Source organism: Gaiella sp. (genome assembly GCF_035558935.1).
Lineage (GTDB): Bacteria > Actinomycetota > Thermoleophilia > Gaiellales > Gaiellaceae > Gaiella.
In genome coordinates this window covers 1-2,970 of the sequence record NZ_DATMBZ010000124.1, presented here as the reverse complement: position 1 = coordinate 2,970, position 2,970 = coordinate 1, and the positions used below count along the sequence as shown (strand labels likewise).

Sequence of the window (2,970 nt, the reverse complement as noted above, 5' to 3'; positions counted from 1 at the left end):
CGCGGACGGGACGCACGCGCTGCGCGCGACCGCTCACAGCAGGCGCCGCCTCGTCAGCAGCAGGCGCCGGTCCAGCCGACAGGCCCTGTCACCGTCGAGTCGGGCGTCACCGTCAAGGACCTCTCCGGCGCCCTCGGCGTGCCGATGGCGCAGATCATCAAGATCCTCATGGGCCTCGGCCAGTTGCGGACGGCGACGCAGTCGCTCTCCGACGAGGAGGTCGAGCTGATCGCCACGGAGGTCGAGCGCGAGGTCACGATCAAGCACGCCGCGGACGACGCGGAGCCGGAGATCGTCGAGGACGCCGACGTCGACCTCACCCCGCGCCCTCCGGTCGTCACGATCATGGGCCACGTCGACCACGGCAAGACGACGCTCCTGGATGCGATCCGCTCGACGGCCGTCGTCGAGACCGAGGCCGGCGGCATCACGCAGCACATCGGCGCGTATCAGACCGAGGTGGACGGCCGGAAGCTGACGTTCCTCGACACCCCGGGCCACGAGGCGTTCACCGCGATGCGCGCACGCGGCGCCAAGGTCACGGACATCGCCGTGCTCGTCGTCGCGGCCGACGATGGCGTGATGCCGCAGACGAAGGAGTCGATCAGCCACGCCCGGGCCGCCGAGGTCCCGATCGTCGTCGCGATCAACAAGATGGACGTCCCGGACGCGAACGCCGACCGCGTCAAGACCGAGCTCGCCTCGGAGGGGCTGCAGCCGGAGGACTGGGGCGGCACGACGCAGTTCGCCGAGGTCTCCGCGAAGCAGCAGTCGAACCTCGACGAGCTGCTGGAGAAGATTCTGCTCGTCGCGGACGCGGAGCTCGACCTTCGCGCCAACGCCAAGGCCGAGGCCTCGGGCCCGATCGTCGAGTCGCGGCTCGACGTCGGACGCGGCCCCGTCGCCACGATGCTCGTCCAGCGCGGAACTCTGCGCGTCGGGGATGCGATCGTCGCGGGCGACGCCGCCGGCAAGGTTCGCGCGCTCTACGACTACCGCGGCGACAAGGTGAAGGAGGCGCATCCAGGCGAGCCGGTGGAGATCCTCGGCTTCGACCGGCCGCCCCCCGCGGGCGAGCTGTCACGCGTCGTCGAGCACGAGCGCCAGGCAAAGGACATCGCCGAGAAGCGCGCCGAGCGCCTACGCCGAGAGCAGCTCGCGCAGCGGTCGAAGACGGCGGGCGTGTCGCTCGAGACGCTGTTCGAGCGGATGCAGGAGGGCGCGGTGCAGGACCTCAACGTCGTCCTCAAGGGCGACGTGCAGGGGTCGGTCGAGGCGCTGATGGGCGAGCTCGGCAAGATCCAGCACCCCGAGGTGCGGGTCAACGTGATCCACACCGGCGTCGGCGGGATCACCGAGAACGACGTCAACCTTGCATCGGCGTCGAACGCGCTCGTCGTCGGCTTCAACGTGCGCCCGAGCGCAGAGGCGAGGCAGCTGGCCGAGCGCGAGGGCGTCGACATCCGCACCTACCGCGTGATCTACCAGCTCACGCAGGACATCGAGCAGGCGCTCGTGGGGATGCTCACGCCGGTCACGACCGAGGAGATCCTCGGCGAGGCGGAGGTGCGGGCGCTGTTCAAGGTCTCGCGCCTCGGGACGATCGCGGGCTGCATGGTCACGAACGGCGTCGTCCGCCGGGGCGCGAACGTGCGCGTCGTCCGCGACGGCACCGTGATCCACGAGACCTCGGTCGCGCAGCTCAAGCGCTTCAAAGAGGACGCGCGCGAGGTCACGGAGGGCTTCGAGTGCGGCATCCTGCTCGACGGCTTCAACGACGTGAAGGAAGGCGACGTCCTCGAGGTCTTCGAGACGCGCGAGGTCGAGCGAACCGACCTCGCGACGACCGCCGCCGAGTAGCGGTTCGACCGCGGCCGGCTAGCAGCGCTGGACGAGCCGTGCCGTCGCGGCCGCGCGCGCCCGGTAGCCGGTCATCGTCGGGTGGACGCCGTCGCGGCCGAACCACGTGGGATGGGCACGCGCCATCGCGGCCCAGTCGAGCACGCGGAGGTTCGCGTGTGTGCGGGCGATGGCGCCGAGGGCGCGGTTGTAGCCGTCGTACGAGACGCCTTGATACGGCGGCCGCACGATCGTCGCCCAGACGACGCAGCGCCGGGGGCCGGCGGCGGCGAGCGTCTCACGGACGATCCGCGCGAAGCCCGACACGCGCCCCGGGTCGTCGTTCGTGCCGGCGCTGACGACGATTACGGGTGGGAGAGAGGCGCCGAGAGCCCTGAGCGCCGGCGGCACGTCGGATGCGTGCCGGCTGATCACCGCCTCCGAGCGGACGCTCCAGCCGCGCAGCAGCCCGTCGAGGAAGAGATCGGTGCCGACCGACAGCGAGTCGCCGTAGCTGAGCACGGTGCGGTTGCCCGCGGCGGAGAGCGGGGAGGAGGCGACGAGCGCGCATGCGAGCACGCACGCGGCCAGGACGAGGCGCTCGGGGCAGGACACGGGTTCGTCTACGGTAGGCGCGGGTCGGCTCCTGCCGGCGCCCCGCACACGAGATTCGAACATGTCCACGGGATTCGTCGGCATCCTCTCCTTCGAGCTCCACTTTCCGGAGAGCCATTCGCTGAAGGAGAAGCGCATGCACCTGCGCTCGGTCAAGCAGCAGCTCGCGAACCGCACGGGCTGCTCGATCGCCGAGGTCGACCATCACGACACCTGGCAGCGGGCACGGCTGACGCTCGCGTGCGTGACCCGGCAAGCGAGCGAGGCCGAGCGGCTGCTCGACGAAGCGGAGCGTTGGCTCTATGGCCAGCCATTCGACCTCTCCGCGCGACACCGCGAGCTGGTCGCCCCAGCACCCTAGTGGTGTACGCGGGTGTATCGGGGTGTACTATCGCGGAATGGGACGGACGAACGTCGTCGTCGACGACAGCCTCATCGAGCGGGTGATGCGCGTCTACGGGCTCAGGACGAAGCGGGAGGCGATCGACTTCGCCCTCCGTCGCACGCTTGCGGTCT

Annotated in this window: 4 protein-coding genes; 3 read left to right on the top strand and 1 reads right to left on the bottom strand. The window is 70.5% G+C overall.

The window, feature by feature from the left end; translation table 11 throughout:
- On the top strand, positions 1 to 1,860 hold a 1,860-nt coding region (infB, locus tag VNM44_RS12150; protein WP_325626149.1), incomplete at its 5' end, for a translation initiation factor IF-2.
- An 18-nt stretch (positions 1,861 to 1,878) separates the two neighbouring features.
- Here the strand turns inward: infB and VNM44_RS12145 are convergent.
- Entirely contained in the window at positions 1,879 to 2,454 is a 576-nt protein-coding gene (locus VNM44_RS12145; protein ID WP_325626148.1) for a GDSL-type esterase/lipase family protein, read from the bottom strand.
- Between the two features lie 61 nt (positions 2,455 to 2,515).
- On the opposite strand from VNM44_RS12145, the gene VNM44_RS12140 reads away from it, so the two are divergent.
- Both VNM44_RS12140 and VNM44_RS17130 read left to right on the top strand, forming a co-directional pair.
- Positions 2,516 to 2,815 carry a DUF503 domain-containing protein gene (locus VNM44_RS12140; RefSeq protein WP_325626147.1) on the top strand — a complete coding sequence of 100 codons (300 nt, stop codon included), beginning with the start codon at positions 2,516 to 2,518 and terminating at the stop codon, positions 2,813 to 2,815.
- A partial coding sequence (locus VNM44_RS17130) for a type II toxin-antitoxin system VapB family antitoxin (RefSeq protein WP_349258037.1) occupies positions 2,757 to 2,970 on the top strand: 214 nt, incomplete at its 3' end. The genes VNM44_RS12140 and VNM44_RS17130, both read left to right, overlap by 59 nt.

Coding starts and splice junctions, on each gene's coding strand:
- VNM44_RS12140 (WP_325626147.1), top strand. CDS start 2,516: ATGTCCACGGGATTCGTCGGCATCCTCTCCTTCGAGCTCCACTTTCCG.